8 protein-coding genes, 1 tRNA gene and 2 pseudogenes are annotated in these 16,875 nt (G+C 61.0%); 6 read left to right on the top strand and 5 right to left on the bottom strand.

The genetic code is table 11. From position 1 onward, the window contains the following. Positions 1-24: 24 nt before the first annotated feature. Positions 25-372: pseudogene (locus AC6FTP_RS13430) on the top strand (sulfatase-like hydrolase/transferase); the annotation flags it as partial. Here AC6FTP_RS13430 and AC6FTP_RS13425 read toward each other — a convergent pair. Both AC6FTP_RS13425 and AC6FTP_RS13420 read right to left on the bottom strand, forming a co-directional pair. Next, the gene (locus AC6FTP_RS13425; RefSeq protein WP_497207427.1) at positions 314-967 is read right to left on the bottom strand and encodes a response regulator transcription factor; all 654 of its coding nucleotides are present in this window, start codon (positions 965-967) and stop codon (positions 314-316) included. The pseudogene AC6FTP_RS13430 and the gene AC6FTP_RS13425 sit on opposite strands and share 59 nt — an antisense overlap. After that, on the bottom strand, positions 964-2,895 hold the full coding sequence (locus AC6FTP_RS13420) for a sensor histidine kinase (RefSeq protein WP_497207426.1): 1,932 nt from the start codon (positions 2,893-2,895) through the stop codon (positions 964-966). The genes AC6FTP_RS13425 and AC6FTP_RS13420 overlap by 4 nt, the downstream gene beginning before the upstream one ends. Before the next feature lie 147 nt (positions 2,896-3,042). Here AC6FTP_RS13420 and AC6FTP_RS13415 point away from each other — a divergent pair, with 147 nt between their 5' ends. Next, complete coding sequence (locus AC6FTP_RS13415) at positions 3,043-9,732, top strand: autotransporter-associated beta strand repeat-containing protein (RefSeq protein WP_497207425.1); 6,690 nt, start codon at positions 3,043-3,045, stop codon at positions 9,730-9,732. Positions 9,733-9,799: 67 nt separating this feature from the next. Then, entirely contained in the window at positions 9,800-11,491 is a 1,692-nt protein-coding gene (locus AC6FTP_RS13410) for a sulfatase family protein (protein ID WP_497207424.1), read from the top strand. 581 nt (positions 11,492-12,072) lie between these two features. Here AC6FTP_RS13410 and AC6FTP_RS13405 read toward each other — a convergent pair. The 3 genes from AC6FTP_RS13405 to AC6FTP_RS13395 all read right to left on the bottom strand — a co-directional run bounded on the left by AC6FTP_RS13405 (position 12,073) and on the right by AC6FTP_RS13395 (position 13,817). Further along, positions 12,073-12,669 (bottom strand): hypothetical protein, encoded by a 597-nt coding sequence (locus AC6FTP_RS13405; protein ID WP_497207423.1) that lies wholly within the window; start codon positions 12,667-12,669, stop codon positions 12,073-12,075. Positions 12,670-12,727: 58 nt separating this feature from the next. Beyond that, positions 12,728-12,949: a hypothetical protein gene (locus tag AC6FTP_RS13400; RefSeq protein WP_497207422.1), complete on the bottom strand. Its 222-nt coding sequence runs from the start codon at positions 12,947-12,949 to the stop codon at positions 12,728-12,730. 529 nt (positions 12,950-13,478) lie between these two features. Then, a complete protein-coding gene (locus AC6FTP_RS13395) occupies positions 13,479-13,817 on the bottom strand; it encodes a hypothetical protein (RefSeq protein ID WP_497207421.1) in 339 nt (112 codons plus the stop codon). Between the two features lie 1,101 nt (positions 13,818-14,918). Here AC6FTP_RS13395 and AC6FTP_RS13390 point away from each other — a divergent pair. The 3 genes and pseudogenes from AC6FTP_RS13390 to AC6FTP_RS13380 all read left to right on the top strand — a co-directional run. Continuing rightward, positions 14,919-14,990, top strand: a tRNA-Arg gene (locus AC6FTP_RS13390). Between the two features lie 73 nt (positions 14,991-15,063). Next, positions 15,064-16,389, top strand: coding sequence for a sigma-54-dependent transcriptional regulator (locus AC6FTP_RS13385; protein ID WP_497207420.1), 1,326 nt, complete (start codon positions 15,064-15,066; stop codon positions 16,387-16,389). 65 nt (positions 16,390-16,454) lie between these two features. Further along, positions 16,455-16,875 (top strand): annotated as a pseudogene (locus AC6FTP_RS13380) (PQQ-binding-like beta-propeller repeat protein); the annotation flags it as partial.

Raw genomic sequence — 16,875 nt, 5'->3', positions numbered from 1 at the left:
CTACGCCCGGCAGAAAACCGCGTTGCAGACAATACGATCGTCATGTTTTCCAGCGACAACGGACCCGAAAGTACCGCCGCAAAAGACAGTCCTCAAAAGCTCGATCCCGATGCCAACGTCACCGGCTACGGCACTTACTACAGCGTCGGCGAGACTGACGGTATGAGAGGTCGTAAGCGTAGTTTTTTTGAAGGCGGCGTGCCTGTGCCCTTCCTCATTCGTTGGCTCGGCCACCTGCCTGCTGGTGTGAAAAATGACATCACCGCATTCCCCGCCGTCGATCTCCTGCCAAGCTTCGTGTTCAGACGGAGGATCACACGAGCTTTTCCCGCATGGCACGGGCGACGGCGGCGGCGCGGCTGCGGACGCTGAGTTTGCTGTAGAGATTGCGGGTGTGGGTGTCTGCGGTGTGGATGCTGATGGCGAGACGGGCGGCGATCTCTTTGGCGGTGAGGCCTTCTACCATGCAGCGGAGGAGTTCCAGCTCTCGCGGACTGAGGGCGATGGCTGAAGTCACGGGCTTGGTGAGGCGGGCGAGGAGTTTCACGACGCTGGAGGCGACGTGCGGTGACATGGGCGAGCCGCCGTGGTAGGTTTCGATGATGGCTCCGGCGATCTCATCGGGCGTGGCGGTCTTCAGCAGGTAGCCGCAGGCTCCGGCGCTGATGGCCTGGCTGATCTTCGCCTCGTCTTCAAAGACGGTGAGGATGACGACCCGGCAGTCGGGCGCGTGCTGGTGAATGTCGCCGAGGATTTCGAGGCCGCTGCGACCCGGCAGGCCGACATCGAGCAGCAGCACTTGGGGCTTTTCGTCGCTCACGGCGAGGGCGGCGAGCATGCTTTCCGCATTGGCAAAGGAGCGCGGAGGAGCGAGTCCACGTCGAGGCTTGCAGAGGCGTTCGAGACTGCGGCGGAAGGCATCGTGATCTTCGACAAACCAGACGCGGATGGGATTGGGCTCGTTCATGCGGGCAGGATGAGGGTGACGCGGGTGCCTTTGCCGGGCTCGCTTTGGATGTTGAGTTCGGCGCGCAAGGTGGCGGCGCGTTCGCGCAGGTTGGACAGTCCGTGGCCGGAACTCTGGTCCGAGGGATCGAAGCCGATGCCGTCGTCGCTGATCTCGACGTTCATGCGGCCACGATTTTGGCTGGTGTGGAGACGGACATGCTTGGCTCGCGAGTGTGTGGCGATGTTGTGCAGCACTTCCTTGATGAACAAATACAGTTCCCGCCGGGTTTCCAGGCTGGGGCTGTCGGCATGGAGCTGGATGTCCATGTCGATGCCGCGCAGCAAGCGCTGGGCGAGTCCATGCAGGACGGCGCTCCACTCCTCTGACTCACGGTCGCCGCGCCGACTGATGAGTCGCACCATGTCGCGCATGGAATCAGCGCTCTCGCGGGCGATGGTCTGGACCTCGACCAGATCGGCGCGCATGCTTTCCGGAGTGGCGTCATCCTGCGATGCATAGGCGGAGATGAGGGCGATGCTGCCGAGATTGGAGCCGATTTCATCATGCAAATCACGGGCAAGGCGCTCGCGGAGGCGTTCGGCATCCCGGCGGCGCACGCGGCGCTGATGGATGAGTCCCCAGATGAAGCCGCCTATCAGCAAGACGCCGGCGGCGATGCTGCCATGCACGAGCTGGTCCTGACTTTTGGCCTGCAGGGCGATGAGTCTGGCGCTGAGGGCGGCATGTTCGCGTTCTAGGGATTGGCGACGCTGTAATCGCTCAAGCCAGTCGGGCAATGGAAGCAGCGGCCCGATGTTGGCTCTTCCATCCGTGAGGGCGGCGAGGCTGTAGGCGGGATCATCGAGTTGGTCGCTGGCGAATGCTTTGGCATGAAGGGCGACATTTTCGCCTCCGGCAAAGGCCATGATCTCTGAGAGGGCGAGCAGGAAATCGCCAGAGCGCTGCCACAGGGAAAAGGTGGTCAGGCGGATGGCGCGGACGGGCTGTTTGCGCAGGGCGAAGCTGACGAGATTCGCCGCAGGGGTGGCGAAGGTGCGATTCTGGAAGTCGGCAATTGTTTGTGGAGTGCTGAAGTCTTCGCTGGCAGAGACTTCGAGACGAAAGCGTTCGGGAAAGCCGTAGGCACTCCAGGTGGGCATCTCGCGGCGAGGCATCGGCACGAGCGTGATTTCATCGAGCTCGACTGTGCGTGGCAAAATGATGCCGACGTGCTTCTGATCGCGGCCTGACTTGGCAAGAGCGCTGTGGAAGCCTTTCACGACAGGAGCCCCAGGCAGCACGGGAAGGTCCAGAGGCGTGATGTGGTCGGTGAGGTTCTCAACGCTCCACGCGGGAGGCTGCTGGCGGCTGGTCGATGCCGTGACGGCCGCCCCAAGCGCCACATTGCGGTTGCCGGAGAAGACCATCAGTTCAGAAAGCGCAAACACATGCAGTTCATTCCGTTGCCAGGGCTTGGTGGCGGTCACGCGGATGCGCAGAGCCTTCATGGGCGTAATGCGTTTCATCACCGGGAAGCCGTCGGGATTGGGCAGGTCGGCGGAGGATTCGTGGATGATCTGGGAGCGTCCCGAGGCATCCGTGATTTCGATGCGGTGACGCAGGGGGAAACCGAAGCAGGTGCCACGACCATCGTCACTGCGCACGGGCACGGGTATGAAAGCGACGGCATCCACCAGCGATTCCTCCGGCAGTGTCACCTCCACCCACAGCGGCTCGTCATCGCTCAGTTGGCTGCCTTGGAAACCTCTGCGGCTGGAGGTGTGCGCCATACGCGCCTCCGGCAGCAGTTTCAGCTCGGCCTCGATCACCTGCATGCGTTGGTGCCCTTCCTCAAGCTCCGCCCGCGACCAGAACGCAAGCCGCTCGGTCCACGGAGCCGTGGACTGAGCGAGTACGCTGGCTGCGAGAAGGGTGACAATTTTCACAAGCGGATGAGTCGGGAGATGTTCGGGCAGATGGACCGATGAATATCTTGGGGACTAGGCTAGCATCTCCAAACGATCCTGCCCACCTCCCGTATTTTCGTGAGGGGTCAAAGGGTGGCGTTTGCCTCATGATGAGTGTTTTCAACCATGATGAAGCGTTTCAATCTCCTCCTTACTGCACTTGCTGTCTGCCTGCTTGTTGGGCTGCTGGTATGGCATTCTGAGACGCCGCCTGCATCACAGGTCGATGTCGCGAAGAAAGTGATGGTTTCGCCAAAGCCTGCGCCAGTGATGGACAAAGCACCGGCTCAGGGCCGTCTGAATTCGGTGGCTTCGGGCAGGCTCAAGAGGCCGCTGACTGGGCTGTCCGACTTGCGGTTGCCGGAGTCGGCGGATGTGCGGTGGTTGGAGCCGGTGCAGGAGCCGGTGTTTGAGGAGTTTCGGCGGTGGGCGGAGAGTTTTGTCGCGTCGGGCTTGGATGGGGACAGGGGCGTCGAGCTGGCTTTGCAGCGGCGTCAGGAGATGCTGGACTTGATTGATAAGAATCCGCGGCGGGCGCTGGAGTTGGCGTTGCCGGAGTCGGTGCGGCGGCGGTTGCCGGCGGGGGTGGTGGCTTTGCTTGAGCAGCGGGTGGAGGCTCGGGGGGATTTGTTGGTGCAGGCGGAGACTTCTGCCACGGGTGGCTGCCAGATCTCGCGCACGACCACGTTGCGCGATGGGCGGGTGTTTGAGGCTCACACGTTTGGGCGTCGTGGTGCGATGCCGACTCGGGATGACATTGCGATTCATGGTGTGGCCCTCGATAACAAGCTGGCGCTGGCGGATCTGCCGGGGCGTGTGCTGGAGCCGGTGGAGGTCGCTGCTATAGTAGCAGCGGGGGCGAAGATCGAAGTTGGCACTGATGTGACGGGCACGGCACCTCAAACGGATGATGGTGAGGAGGTGGTGATCGCTTGGGACGACAGACGCATGACACGATTTGGTGGCAAGGCTCCGGCCATTGCCGCTTTGATTGATGCGGAGAGCGGGGAGCAGTCTGCCGAGCCTGCGACCGCAGCCTCCGATCTTGATGGTGTCATCGCCGCCAGCCCATGGACGGAGGGACAAAAGAAGCTACTGATCATCCGCGTGGATTTCCCGGACTACCAAGGGCAGGTGGTGAGTGATGCCACGCTGCAGCAGCTCATCGCGGACATCAACACGTCCTATACTGACATGTCGTCTGGTAAGGCTTCGTATGCGTTGCTGGGGCAAGGCTCGGTGATCACGCCGACGGTGCGGATGCCGAACAACTCGTCGGTTTATGCCAGTCACACGAAGTTCAGCCGAGTGCTGACGGACGCTCGTGCAGCAGCGGCGGCGGCGGGTTACAACTACCTAAACTACACGCATGAAATCGTGGTCACGGGAGCCACGCCCGTTGTGCCGGCCACCGCTGGCATGGCCAATGTGGGGGCGCGTGGGGCATGGGTGCATAACGCGCAGTGGAACCTCAAAACCTGCGCTCATGAGCTTGGGCACAACTTTGGCATGCCGCACTCCGGCGCATGGGATACGGATGATGGCAGCGTCATCGGCCCCGGCGAGGTTTGGGACTACGGCAATGTTTTCGACCTGATGGGCGTGGGCAGTTCGTCCGCGTTTCTTCGCCACTTCAGCGCCAGCGTGAAGCAGTTCCTCGACTGGATGCCGGTGACTGATGTGACGAAGATCACCGTCGATGGCAGCACCACCACGCGCATCCGTGCGTTGGACAAAGTGCAAGCGGATGGCAACAAGCGAGCGCTGGCCGTGGATCGCGCGGGCAGCACGGACGACTACTGGATCGAGTATCGCCAGCTCTATGGCACGGGCTATGGCCTCATTGATGGCGTGCTGGTGAACTGGGCGAGCATCAACGGCGGCTATCAGCAACCGCTGCTGCTGGACATGACGCCCACCACTTCCCAAAAGGACGACGCTGTCCTGCCGATCGGCAAAACCTTCTCTGACACAGCGGCGGGCATTTACATCACGCCCGTGGGCCGTGGCATGGATGGCGATGGCGTGGGCTGGATGGATGTCACGGTGAATCGCGGCACCTTTGCTGGCAATGTGAAGCCCACGGTGAGCCTCGGTTCCACCAATGCCAACCCGGCACTGAACACGAGCGTGACCTTCACCGCCACCGCCAGCGATCCGAATGGCGATACGGTGTCCTATTTCTGGGAATGGGGCGATGGCACGACGACGGCCAACAACAGCTCCACCGCGAGTAAGAGTTGGAGCGCCACCGGCACCAAAACCGTGCGTTGCATTGTCTCGGACATGAAGGGCCTGACCACCACGGCATCGCTGCTTGTGCAGGTGGGCACCAGCAACACCTTCTCGATTCAAGGCACGGTGAGCACCACGCTGGGCGCACCGATACAAGGCGTCGTCGTGAGCGCCTCTCTCACGCAGAGCGACACGACGGATGGCGATGGCTCCTATTCGATCACGGGCCTTGCAGCGGGCAGTTACACGCTCACGGCGACCAAGACGGGCGCGAGTTTCGTGACGAGCGGCTTCACCAATCCGGTGACCGTTGGACCCAATCAGGTGGGCAAGAACTTCCTCGCACCCCCCGGCGCACCCGTCTTCACCGCTGTGATGAAAACAGGCCTCACGGATCAAGGCTCGACCACGGGAGCGATTACCTTGCCTCTCGCCGATGCGGACACCGCTCTGACCTCGCTCACGCTGACTGGAGTTTCGTCAAATCAATCCATCATCCCCGATGCGAGCATCACCTTTGGCACCGTGGGCACCACACGCACCATCACCGTGTCTGCCGCCAGCACGGTGAACGGCTCAGTGGACATCACGATCACCGCCACCGATCCCGAAACCAACTCCGCCAGCTACGTGTGGCCGGTCACGGTGAATGCGAAACCCGTGCTCGCTGCAGGCACTCCCAGCACGGCTGAGAACACGCCCGTGGACATCGATCTGCGAGCCTTTGTCTCGGATGACATCACGCCCGATGAGAAGCTCTTCTTTGAGGTGGATCGCGTGCGCAATGGCAAGATGACGCTGCTGCCTAATGGCTACACCGCTCGCTTCACACCGAACCCGGACTTCAACGGCACCACCAACTATCGCCTTGTGGTGAGGGACCAATCGCTGGGGCCGAACTTCCGTTTCCTCTATGACTTCGAGCCGCCAGACGTGCACGAGGATGCGTTGACCACCGACCAATCGAACTTCAATCGCACCGGCACGCTGCAATCCATCAATGGCGGCACTTACGCTTATGATGCGAGTGTGCCGACCGCCTTATCACCGCAGTCAGCGAATGGTTTGGTCTTTGCGCAGAACGGCGCGAGCGGAGCCCGGCTGCGGCGCACACTGACCACCTCGGATCACAATTTGAACGATGCCGACTGGACCTTCTCCGCTTGGGTGAAGCGTGGCGGCAGCGACACCGAAGACTACGTTTTCCATCTCGGCGATGGCGATGGTCACGGCACTGAGAACGAGCTGGAGCTGTTCTTTGCCGCAGGCAGCGATGTGCTGAAACTGCAAAAGTGGGGAGCTGGCGGATTGGAAAAGGAGATCGTCGTCTCTGACATCGTTGCCGATCAGTGGCAGCACATCACCTTGAGCTATGATCGCACCGCGACGAACACGGGCGACTTCTACCTCTATGTCGGCAGGTTCCTGCGTGGCAGCGTGACGGCGGTGACGATGAACGTGAACCAAGCCGCTGCACTCGTGGCTGGCGGACATGGCAGCACCACGGCGAATGTGGATCGATGGTTCGATGGCGTGATGGATGAGGTCTTGTTCCAAAGCGGACTCTCCAGCCGCACCGAGATATTCAACCGCTCAAGGATGGGAGCGCGGCATCATCATGGTCTGAGTGTGATCGGCAACAGTTTGACCATCACCGTCACAGGCTCGAATCAGGCCCCGAGCATCGTTGCGGTGCCGGATCGTTATGTGCCGATCAATGCCACGTCATCGCCCGTGACCGTGCGTTTGTCTGATGCCGAGACCGAGGCACGCAGTCTCACGCTCACCGCTGTTTCTTCAAACCAGACACTCCTCCCGAATGCCAGCGTCACCGTCGGCGCGGCACCGGCTGCGTGGACGAGCACCGACATCGGCACCATCACCACCGCAGGCAGTCTGACCGAGAGCCGTGGCACTTACATCGTCAATGGTGCAGGCGCAGTGGGCGTCGGTCCGGCTGCGGGCGATGCCTTCCGCTGGGTGCGACAGAGTTTCACAGGCGATGCCGAGATGATCGCTCGGGTTGTTTCCGTGGATCACACCGCATCCAATGCCGAAGCAGGCCTCATGATGCGCGAGTCCACCGCTGCCACGGCACGCTTCGTTGGTGTGAGAGTCACTGGCAGTGATGGCGTCAATTTTGTGCAACGCGCCACCGCCTCCACCGATGCCGTGGTGACCGCCACGCTGCCACTCGCCAGCGCACCCTGCTGGCTGCGACTTGTGCGCACCGGTAGCATCTACACCGCCTACTTCGCTACGGACAACGACGGCATCGCAGGCCCCTGGCAAGCTGTCGGCACGGAGCAAACCGTTGCCTTCACCGGCACCACGCACGACATCGGCATGGCGGTCTCCAGTCGCGTGGACACCACGCTCTGCGCTGGCGTCTTCGACAACCTCGGCGGCACCGTTTTGCGCGGCGGCGAGCGCACCGTCTCGCTCACGCCCGCCGCAGGTCAGTCTGGCAGCAGCGTCATCACCCTCACCGCCAGCGATGGCGCACTCACAGGCAACACCAGCTTCAACGTGATCGTCGATGGCGCACCCGCGAGCACCACCGTCTGGAACTCCACAACCACTGGCACGCCCAACTGGAGCAGCAACGCCAACTGGACCGGCGGCGTGCCACCACCGAGCAGCCGCTTCTCCACCGTCCAGTTCTTTACCGGCCAAACCTTGTCCGCAGGCACCATCACGTCCAACAACGACACCGTCGGCGGGCACGCGCTGAATGTGCTCACGCTCGGCGGCACCGGCCCCATCAGCGGCAGCACCACCATGACACTCGGCGGCAATGCTTTGCTCCTTCGCCGCGAGTCGCTGCTCGATCCCGCAGTCAATCTCAGCGCCACCAACGGCACCGGTTTCATCTGGAACGTTAGCGCACCGGTGACGATGGAAGACAGCACCACCTTCCAAGGCGCAGGCACCGCCACCTTCAATGTCAGCGGCAACATCAGCGGCAGTGGCAACCTCATCAAGACCGGCACCAGCAAGCTCACCCTCAGCGGCGCAAACGACTACACCGGCTCCACCACGATCAGCGGCGGCATCTTGCAGATCGGCGATGATGGAGCCAACGGCTCACTGCCATCTGGTGCGGTCATCAACAACGCCACGCTGCGATTTGATCGCACTGGCACACTGCTCGTGCCCAATGCCATCAGCGGCAGCGGCAGCGGCGCGGTGACGATTGATTGCCCCATCAACGCCGGCACCGTCGTGTTCAGCGGCAGCAACAGCTTCACCGGCAATGTCACGGTCAACTCCGGTGCCCTGCGCATCACCAACAGCAGTGCTCTAGGCTCCACCTTCTCCACGAAGAACATCATTCTCACCAACGCCGCCGCAGGCAATCCGCAGCTCAGGCTCGATGGTAGCAGCGGCCCGATTGATGTGCCCACAGGCTTCATTTTCAAGATCGGCAATGCCGCCGGAGCCATCTTCAATGAGGCAGGCGACAACATCCTGCGCGGAAGCATCGTGCTCACCAGCGGAGGAAACGCCGACAGCCGCGTATCCACCATCGCAGGCACTCTTCGCTTGGCTGGTGCCATCACCAACGACACCACCGCTCTGCGAACCTTCGTTATCGGGGGCGCAACTGGCACAGGACAAGTCGAAGGCATTATCAGCGATGGAACGCTTGCGGGTGGCATCATTGCCCTGAGAAAGATCGAGAATGGCACATGGACCCTCACCGCCGCCAACACCTTCACCGGAGCCACCACCTTGAACGCAGGCACCCTGCGCATCAACACACCCGGATCCATTCACAGCAGCAGCGCCGTCACCGTGAACGCCGCCATCCTCGGTGGCGATGGTAGCATCGGAGGCTCCGTCACCGTCAATGCCTCAGGCCGAGTGGCTCCAGGTGCTGCCACCGGCTCAGCAGGCACGCTCGCCATCGGCGGCGGCCTCACCGTCACCGCCATGACCACCGGCACAGGCAAACTCGTCTTTGAACTCGGCGCTCCCACCGCCAGCGACCGAGTCACCGTCGGCGGCACCTTCACCTTCGGCACTGGCACCCTCGGTATCGACGATTTCACCTTCACCGCCCTCAGCGGCCTCACCGCAGGCACCTATAAGCTCATCACCAGTGGCGGCATCAGCGGCACCCTGGACTCCGCCAAGCTCACCGGCACCCTCGGTGCCTTCAACGCAACTCTCAGCCTCAACGGCAACGACCTCGAACTCACCCTCGTGCACCCCTTCACCATATGGCAGAGCCTCAACGGCACCAGCGGCAGCATCGCCGCCGATCACGATGCAGATGGCGTCCCTGATGGCATCGAGTTCTTCGTCGGTGGCACCAGCAACACCACTGGCCAGACCGTTCTGCCCGGCATCACCAACACCAGCGGCACACTAAGCATCACCTGGACCAAAGCCGCCACCTACCTCGGCGTTTACGGCACCGATTTCGTCATCGAAACCTCCACCACGCTCACCGGCACCTGGACCACCGAAACGATCGGAGGCAATGTCGCTCTTAGCGGCAACGCGTTCACCTACACCTTCCCTGCCGCATCCGGCACTCGGAAATTTGTCCGACTCAAGGTCATGTCGCCGTGAGAATCCGTCACTCTGCTTCAATACCCAGTTCTCGCAGACGCACTGATCATCTCACCCCAAACAGCGAATGACTCATTTCACAAAATCGGCCCTCACACTCGTTACGTTCCTCGCCGCCCTCCTCCTCGCCCCGCTGGCCGCGCTGCATGCTGCCGATGCGCCCGCGCCGGCCAGGCCCAACGTCATTCTCATCATCACCGACGACCAGAGCCCGCGCAATCCGCCGACTCCGGAGTATCCCGGTTTGGTTTCGCCGCCCGGATTCGGCTTTGGCGGCGACCGGGTGCTGACGCCCCACGTGGATCGCCTGGCGCGCGAGGGCATCGTCATGACGAACGCAAATGTGTCGTGTCCGGTCTGCTCGCCGTCGCGCTACACCACGTTGACGGGACGCTACGCTACGCGGACGCAGGGAGAGGTTTTCAAACGGCAGTTTCCCATCGGCACGATGGCGCGCCCGGAAAACAACGTGGAACTCGGGCACGGCGAAGTGAACCTGCCGCGCCTGCTGCAGGCGGCGGGCTACACGACCGCTTGGGTGGGGAAAAGCCACATCATCGAGCAGGAAATCCTCGAGCAGCCAAAACGCTGGGGAACCGCCGCCGCGCCCGGTCTGAAACCGTATCCGCCCAACAGCGACCCGCGGACGGACGCAAAGGTGAATCAGGCGATGCGCGACAACCAGCAATGGTGGCGCGACCGAATCCGCAAGGAGGGCTTCGACTGGGTCGGTGCCGCCTATCCAGGCAACCTGCTGGAACTCTTTAACAAGGCGGCCAACGTGCACAACGTCGAGTGGACCACGCGCTCGGTGCTCGATTTCCTGGAAACGCGCTCTGCGGATAGCGACAAGCCCTTTTTCCTCTACTACGGCACGACCATTCCGCACGGCCCCGACCCGTGGGGGAAGACGAAGGACGGCTTCGCCAGGGCCATTGATGCCGATCCCGGCTACACCGGGGAAGGCTACCGCACCGATCTCGACTATTCCTTCATGCCTACGCGATCCGCGATCCGGAAGGAGGTCGTGGCGGCGGGTTTCGACGAGAAGCACGCATGGCTGACCTGGCTCGACCATTCGATCGGCGCGATCCTGCGGAAACTCGACGAACGTAACCTCACCCGCGAAACGCTGGTGATCCTGACCTCCGACCACGGCACCTGGCGATACGGCAAGACCACGATGTATGACGGCGGACTGAAGGTGCCGCTGGTGATGCGCTGGCCAGCCGGCATCAAGCCTGGCTCGACCTATCCACACCTCGTCCTCAACACCGACTACGCCGCCACCATCCTCGATCTCGCCAAGGCGAATGTGCCCGCCGACTACAAGCTCGACGGCGTGTCGCTAGCACCGGTTATGCGCGGGCAGAAATCCGGCGCGCTGCGCGAAGAGACTTTCCATGAAATCGGTTTTGCCCGTGCGGTGAAGACGGCGAAGTGGAAATACATCGCAGTGCGTTATCCGCCGGAGGTCCAGCGCCGCATCGAGGCCGGTGAGAAATTCCCCGCGTTCCTCAAGGACGCGCCGCCCAATCCGCTGCCCTACCTGGTTGGCAATAGCCATCTCGGCTACAACAGCTCGCGACACAATCCGAACTATTTCCAGACCGACCAGCTTTACGACCTCGAGAACGACCCGCAGGAAAAGACCAACGTGATTGAGCGTCATCCCGAAGTAATCGCCGAACTCAAGGCCCGCCTATCCAAACACCTCGCCACTTTTCCCGGCCGACCGTTCGGGGAATTCACCCGCTAAAACCAACGGACACCATGAAGCACACACTCCTCGCCGCCCTGCTGCTCACTGCCAGGAAATCGCTTTTTCGGGTGCCGGGTCGAGTTGGCCCTTGATGTGGCGCGGGGACGGAGTGTGAGGGGGGCTGATCCGTGTGTTTCAGTCGAGTGCTGATGTAAGCCGCTCCGTGCAAGGGAATCTCTTTCCGTGCTCGTCTGTGACCCTGGGTTCGGGCACCACCACGCAAATTCCATGCAAACGCAAATTTCAGCTTTCCACTTTTTTCGAGTTCCAGGCCGTCATGAAGCCTTCCCACGTTCAAGCAGGCAGGCGCACATTTGCCCCTCCAGCGGCTTGCACCAGCACGTAAATGCTTACCAAACGAGCATCCCGCGCTGGCTTGATGTGGGACATTGCCTCTGATTTTCCAGCCCTTCCCTACTTCATCTCACCGTCAGGTTGCAGGCCGCTGCGTACGGCCATGAGGCCTGCTAAACTCTGATGAGCAAGGCTGTTGCGCAGGCATGATGATCGGCCGTGATAAGCGACGGTGCAGGCGTGCTGAGGCGGCAGTGGAAACTCCCATGTGTCATGGTTGTGCATCATTGTTGCGCAACAAGGTTGGAAGGGCGCGATGCGGGCGATTTCTTGGCCGTGGCTGCCTCGCCGCCGAGGCATTGCAGCGCATCTGATAACATTTCCGGCCAGCCGTCTTCGCCCCCCTGATCGAACAGCTTGATCCATTGAGCTAGTTCCTCAGCCGCCATACGCAGTTGGAGGCAACCTTCATCGGTGCGCTTGCTGAGTGCTTCGGCTTCAGCGGCAGCCTCCCGCGACTGCAACTCCGCCCTCAAGCTGCGCTGCATGGATTCAAGATGAAGACGCATCAGAGAGGCTGTCTTTCCCATGATCTGGTGCCTGACCTCCGCGTGGGCCTGGCGGAGCAGCGCGTAGCGTTTGGCAGTGAGGCGTTCGTCAGCGAGCACGGCGAGGCGTTGCTCGTTTTCCGGGGAGGGATCAGCCGTGAAGGCCCCGTATGCGGCCTTTTGATCGAGCATGGCACGCTCCGGGCGCAACTGCTCCATTCGTTCCGAGTGCCGCTCCCACTCGCCTTGCAGGGATTTGAGGGCGATGACCTGGGCTTTGTTGAGGGCGGGCAGTTTCAGGGATTGGATCAGGGTGGTGAGGGCTGGTTGCATGGTGTGAGACGTGGAGGATGTGGAGCGATGTGTGCTGCCGTTGTGCTGCAAAGATGGATCACAGCAATGGATGCTCAGCCGTGGTTGCGGCAGCCTGGGAAGGAGCGGCTTTATCGGCGAAGAACAGTGGCAGCAGTTTGCCGCCACCGATGTCCATGGTGGCATCGGCTTGGAGCTTGCCATCCTTGAGGCGCAGTAGGAGCGTCACGCGGCTGTGGCCGGTGAGTTGAGCGAGGCGGTTCAGCGAGATGTAGCAGCGTGTGGTGGCAAGGGTGCTCATGAGCGGTTAACAACAGCGTTCGTGTCAACGCGTTCAGCACTGCAGCAGGCTGCTGGGCCTCAGTCCCCTTTCTTGCTGATGGCGCATTATGTCGGCTGCGGTGGTGGCATGTGCCGAACTCGTATCAAAACTCGTGATACGAGTTCATTTCATTTTTCACCTGCGCGAACTCGTATCGTAACTCGTATCACCCTAAAGGGTGAATACGAGATATACGAGTTCGCGGCAGCAGCGCTCTTTCTCGTAACGGGACGAGTTGATACGAGTTATACGAGTTCGCGTTTCAGTGCCGTTTTGGGGACTTGCGGCGCTTGGCACACACCTTGAGCGGCACCTGTTCCTTGGGGGATATTCGACATTCAAGCGATGAACCAAAGGGCGATTGATGAAGCGCTGAGCATGCTGCACGAGGGTAAGTGAGACCGCCCGCATTGGTCCGCAAACAGCCCTCTGGCGCGTCTGTGGCTGACGCTAAGGTGAGTTGTGGCAGAAGCCACCTCGAAGGCAGCCAGTGTCACGCAGATGGCCTTTAAAAACCATGCTGAAATAGCTCAGCCAGTCGCGCAACATTCTCCAGCGTGATTTGATCGTGAATCGCGGCAGCGATGGCCGGGAGATCGAACGCGCTGCGCACTTGGCGCACAAAGCGCAGTGCTGCCTCTGTGTGTGTACTGTCCCCCTTTATATCTTCTCTATTTTTATTTTTTCCCTCCAGTTTAAAGCTCTGGAGTTTTGGCGCAGGGGCGAAGTGCGCTTTGTGCGCCAAGTGCGCCTGTTCGGCTCCTTCAGAGTGGATTCCAGGGGAGGAAACGGCACCGAACAGCTCTCCAAGGACGTCATGGCGAGAGCTCTTCTGCTTGGCGAACACTAAGCGGGTGCTTCTGTGACTCCTCGGAATGCTCGTCGATAAAAGCAGCAAGACCCCACTAATGCAGCGTTCCTTGAACTGCCGCAGATCCTTCCCACTCGATTTCTGATCCCTTTATCGCGGCGGATAGGTGCCAGCGTTGAGCCGCAGCGGATGAGCCGTTTCACGGGCATTCGGGGCATTTCAGGCATCATCTCCCCTGTGTGTGTACTATACCCCTTTATATACTCTCTCTTTTTATTTTTTCCCCCCATTAAAACCCCTGGAGTTTTGGCAGAGCTATAAAATGCCCCAAACACCCGAAATGCCCTTGGTCGGTCGCGATTGGATGAGCTCAGCGGTGTGGTGAACAGCACAACTACATCCTGCATTCCGCACACTCCGGTGTGCGGCTCCGTTGAAGCGAGGATGTTGGCACTAGGTTGCATGACAAAACATGACAAATGAATCTCAGAACCTTGCGAAATGGTTCATTGGCACCCGCGATTACCCTTGAAGGAACGCCCGAAATACGAAGATTCACACATGGACGAAACACCCAAGCAAGCCCAACGGGGTTCCGAACCTTTGGACAGGCCACGCATTGCCCACGACCCGCAGAGACGGAACCCCGGTTGGGGTTCGATGACGTGGGGCATTCGTGGTTTCGTTTTCCAGGGGAGCACTCGCCAAGGCTCGGCACCCCTTCGCTGGGATACGGAAGGCCCTTGGCCTTCGGGAAGAAAGGCATTCCGTTGGCGGGAAAGGTTCCAACCGTGGAGGAGGAACTTCACCCCATCGGAATGGGGTGGTGTGGCTAGGTGGTCTGGACTTAGAACTCCATTCCAATGGGTTTCGAGTCGAGCGCACGAAGCCTTGTGCCCAGGATCAAGATCTGATGCGGAGTTTGGAATAACACCGTCCCTCATCAACCCTTTGGGTAAACTTGGTGGACACCTTGATAGCCGGGAGCCTGCAAGGGTTTTTCAATCGCCAAGCTGGATGCAATGGACAAAAAGACATCACCGGATAAAGGTGGAAACCAATGGATGTATTCTTACCTTCATTCTTAAAATCACCATATCCGCACCGCCAAAGTAGCTAATTCGCTGGTTATCAAGCGTCCCCGTAGTTCAACGGATAGAACAAGCGTTTCCTAAATGCTGGATACAGGTTCGATTCCTGTCGGGGATACCCTCCATGAGGAATGTTTAAATATGCTGTCGGCCCCCCATGGATCTTCGAGTTGCTTCGTCCTGTCTAAAACATGCGTGTCCTGATCATTGAAGACGAATATGCCCTCGCCGCGGCACTCTCCACCGTGGTGCGGCGGCTCGGCGCGGAGCCAGTCGTGGCGGCCTCGGGTCAAAGCGGGATCGACAAGGCCCAGCGGCAGTCCTTTGAACTCGTGCTGCTGGACATCGGCCTGCCAGATGTGAGCGGGCTGCGGGTGCTGGAGCAACTGCGCGCCATGCCTGTGCCACCGACGGTGCTCATCATCACAGCTCATGGGACGTTGGAGAATGCTTTGGAGGCTCGCCGCCTCGGGGCGCATGATTATTTCCTCAAACCGCTGAACCTCGGCGAGATGCAGACCTGCCTACGCGGGCTGATGCCATCCACCATCAGTGAGAATGCTGCGTCTGCTGTCCCGACAACGACCGCGAATGAGCAGACGCTGATGATCGGTGCAGCGCCGGGGATGCAGCGTGCCTTTGCCGTGGTTGCCCAAGCCTGTGCCACGGAGGTGCCGGTGCTTTTGCGTGGGCCGCGCGGGGCTGGCAAGACGCTGGCCGCACAGGTGATCCATCGGCATGGCAGGCGCTCGGCGGGGCCGCTGGTGACTTTCCGGGCGGACGAGTGGCCGGAGGCGGAGCGAGAGGGCGCGCTTCAGCAGGCGATGGATTCGGCACGTGAGGGATCGTTGCTCGTCGAGGAGATAGGCTTCCTCTCGCTGCCGCTTCAGGCGCTCCTGGCGCGGTTGTTGAGCGCGGAGGAGCCTCAGCCGCGTGTGCTTGCCACGACGTCGTCTTCCTTGGCGGACGCGATCTGCGCGGGGAGTTTCCGCGAGGATCTTTTTTATCAGCTCGCCGTGCTGCAGGTGGTGCTGCCGCCGCTGAGTGACCGGGTGGAGGATGTGCCCGCGCTGGCCGCCTATTTTGCAGGACGTGCAGCGCCTGGACGGGAGCTGCTGCTGGCTCCTGAGACGCTGGCCTGCCTGAAGGCCTACCCCTGGCCCGGTCAGGTGCGCGAGCTGGCAGCGGCACTGCAACACGCTGCTGCAGTGTGCTCCGGGCCGCTGGTGCTGCCGCGTCATCTGCCGGAGGCGGTATCGGCAGCCACGCAGACGGACAACGCAGGACATTTGGATACGGTCCTGAATCGGGCTTTGTCGATCTGGCTGGATCAAAGACTCACTGGGCCGGAACCGGCCTGGCCGGACTATGACTCCCTGCTGGCGCATGTAGAAAAGCAAATGCTGGCCACGCTGTTGGAACGCTTTGAAGACAAGCCCACACGACTTGCGTCCGCATTAAATATGAACCGCGCCACGCTGCGCCGGAAGCTGCGCGATCTGCTGGGCCGGGAGTAAGTCTGTCCGATACCGTCCAAGTGCGGCGAAAGAAGCTAGCTCCTGTCGCCGTGACTTCCGCCCTCATGCTCCGTCCTCTTCTTCTCACTCTTCTCGGCACCACTCTTCTCGGCACCACTCTTCTCGGCACCACTCTTCTCGGTGCTCAGACCGCCACAACGCCTCTGTATTGGCCGGATAAAAATGGCCCCACGCTCGATGGCGTCGTGCCTGAGGCCGAGGTAGCGAAGATTCCGCTGAAGTGGAACTCGGACACGGGGGAGAACATCGTGTGGAAGACAGACCTCGAAGACGATGGGCACAGCACGCCGGTGATCGGCGGCGACCGGATCTGGTTCACCTCGGCGACGGCGGACGGTAAGAAGCAGTATGTCTATGGCATTGATCGCCAGACAGGGAAGGTGGTGCATCACATCCTGCTCTTTGAAAATGCCAATCCCGAGGGACTGGGCAATCCGCTGAACAACTACGCCGCGCCATCGCCCG

The organism is Prosthecobacter sp. (assembly GCF_044378005.1).
In the GTDB taxonomy this organism is placed as follows: Bacteria; Verrucomicrobiota; Verrucomicrobiia; order Verrucomicrobiales; family Verrucomicrobiaceae; genus Prosthecobacter.
The sequence above is the reverse complement of the archived record's forward strand: the minus strand, read 5'-3'. Positions and strand labels throughout refer to the sequence as shown.

What these genes read in the sequence shown, in the direction of transcription:
- AC6FTP_RS13385 (WP_497207420.1), top strand. Translation starts at nt 15,064, where the DNA reads ATGCGTGTCCTGATCATTGAAGACGAATATGCCCTCGCCGCGGCACTC.
- AC6FTP_RS13415 (WP_497207425.1), top strand. Translation starts at nt 3,043, where the DNA reads ATGATGAAGCGTTTCAATCTCCTCCTTACTGCACTTGCTGTCTGCCTG.
- AC6FTP_RS13400 (WP_497207422.1), bottom strand. Translation starts at nt 12,949, where the DNA reads ATGAGCACCCTTGCCACCACACGCTGCTACATCTCGCTGAACCGCCTC.
- AC6FTP_RS13425 (WP_497207427.1), bottom strand. Translation starts at nt 967, where the DNA reads ATGAACGAGCCCAATCCCATCCGCGTCTGGTTTGTCGAAGATCACGAT.
- AC6FTP_RS13410 (WP_497207424.1), top strand. Translation starts at nt 9,800, where the DNA reads ATGACTCATTTCACAAAATCGGCCCTCACACTCGTTACGTTCCTCGCC.
- AC6FTP_RS13405 (WP_497207423.1), bottom strand. Translation starts at nt 12,669, where the DNA reads ATGCAACCAGCCCTCACCACCCTGATCCAATCCCTGAAACTGCCCGCC.